This is a genomic window from Mangrovibacterium sp., from assembly GCF_059905295.1.
This window is the reverse complement of the sequence record NZ_JBZQJF010000287.1, coordinates 1-1,812: the sequence shown is the minus strand read 5'-3', so window position 1 is coordinate 1,812 and position 1,812 is coordinate 1. Positions and strand designations below refer to the sequence as shown.

Genomic DNA, 1,812 nt, shown 5'->3' with positions numbered 1-1,812 from the left:
CTCCAAGGTATTTATCCCGTGCGGCAAGAGCATGCAGTGTTTGTGCAGCTGCTTTGAACAGGATGCTGTAGACGACTCGTTTGTTGCGCAATACGATCGGGTTCAGTTGCGCCGGTATGGTGAAAACGACATGGAAGTACGTGCTTTTTTCGATTAAAATTCGAACCGGTTACGCAGCCATTTTTAAGTTAAAATATTCTTGAGGCGTCATCATTTTCAACGCAGAATGCGGTGCAAATGTATTGTACTCCTCAACCCATTTACCAATCTGTTCTTTGACAGTTTCGAAATCATCTAAACAATTATCGTACACATAGTCACGTTTAAACGTTCCATTAAATGCTTCACACATTCCATTGGATTGCGGTGAATATGTTGGTGTACGACAGTCTGTGACGTTCCATTTTGTCATAGTTTTCTGAAGCTCATTTTCAATGTATTCAGGACCATTATCATGCAGAAACTCAACACCGTGTCCATTTGGTAATTTTCCACCAAATCGCTTGTACAATGCCTCTTGAAGCATCAGTTCAATATCACATCCTTGAATGTGGCGATCAAAGCGCCATGCGATTATATTTCTATCGCAGCAATCAAGGATATAAGTGAATCGCCCTTTATCACGGTTCCATGGCACAATACCGGTTATGTCAGATGCCCAACGAGTGTTTGGTCGTTCAACAGCAATATGCCCCGTGTGTTCGCGCTTTGGGCGCTGCCGAGGAAACGTCCGTTGTATGAGTAACCCTTCATCCTTCATTATTCGGTAAACCATGTAATAACTGAGGTTGAAGCCATAATCACGCCGAAGAAGCGTTCTGACTCGGGGTATTCCGTAAGTTGATTTCTCATCGCAAATCTTTTTAACAGCTGCCAACCAATCCGAATGAATCTCTCTGCGATATATGTGTCGACGAACATAAGAACGTCTCTTGTAATACAGAGCCCCTTTGGAAAGCTCAAGTGTCCGGATAACCTGATTTATACTGGTTCTTTCGGTTGCTGAAATCATTCGAACTTCTTCAATTTCTGTTTTTGGGCATCCAATTCCAATTTTTTTTTAAGGATTCTCTTATCGAGCTCGGCTTCAGCTAAAGCACGTTTGAGCTCATCATTTTCTTTCCTGAGTGCTTCTATTTGTGCTCGTGTATAAAGATCCCCATCATGTTTGATGCTCATGGATGCTCCTCGTATCGCTGATTTACGCCACCGTAAAAGAACATTTGCAATCAGTTCATGACGGCGGCAGAATTCTGCCGCCGTCATGCCCGAAGCTTCCCAGGCATCAACAATAGCGGCTTTCTGTTTCGAGGTAAAATACTTACGTCCATTAACTGATACACGGGCACTTCTGATTATTTCCGACAACATCGGATACCTCCTTGGTTAGTAAGGTAACCGGTTCGAATTTTCGTTCAAAAAAGAACAAAAGCTGCTTCTGCCTTTTTTAAGCTAGGTGTTAAAACTGATCTTAAATCTTTATAATTAATTCCTTTTAATCTAAGTACTTCTACTGTCTTTGTATGCAGGTTTTTTAATTCATAATATGCTTGATCACTATTCATATTATAATGATCACGCATCATTGGAAATAAAATATGATCACGAAGATTTAATGTGTGAATAGGTTCAGTCGAAAAATTCATATAGAATTGATTTTCATTCTAATAGAAACATAAGGTTATAAGCAGTTTACCAATTAAAGACCAAGTATTTCGCCCAACGGGTCGCGGTACGCCAGAAGTTTTCCGAAGCGCAGCACAGGAAAATTTGGGTGCAGCGTCAGCGGAACCTGGCTACCGCTGTTAGCGG

The 1,812-nt window shown here is 41.3% G+C and carries 3 protein-coding genes; all 3 read right to left on the bottom strand.

The genetic code is table 11. The features are described 5' to 3' along the window. Positions 1 to 169 precede the first annotated feature (169 nt). The 3 genes from AC37HE_RS14680 to AC37HE_RS14670 are packed head-to-tail and all read right to left on the bottom strand — an operon-like array spanning position 170 to position 1,646. Positions 170 to 1,012 carry an IS3 family transposase gene (locus AC37HE_RS14680; protein ID WP_500783606.1) on the bottom strand — a complete coding sequence of 281 codons (843 nt, stop codon included), beginning with the start codon at positions 1,010 to 1,012 and terminating at the stop codon, positions 170 to 172. Further along, positions 1,009 to 1,371, bottom strand: coding sequence for an IS66 family insertion sequence element accessory protein TnpA (gene tnpA, locus AC37HE_RS14675; protein WP_500783605.1), 363 nt, complete (start codon positions 1,369 to 1,371; stop codon positions 1,009 to 1,011). The genes AC37HE_RS14680 and tnpA overlap by 4 nt, the downstream gene beginning before the upstream one ends. Positions 1,372 to 1,415: 44 nt before the next feature. Continuing rightward, complete coding sequence (locus AC37HE_RS14670) at positions 1,416 to 1,646, bottom strand: hypothetical protein (RefSeq protein WP_500783604.1); 231 nt, start codon at positions 1,644 to 1,646, stop codon at positions 1,416 to 1,418. Positions 1,647 to 1,812: the final 166 nt, after the last annotated feature.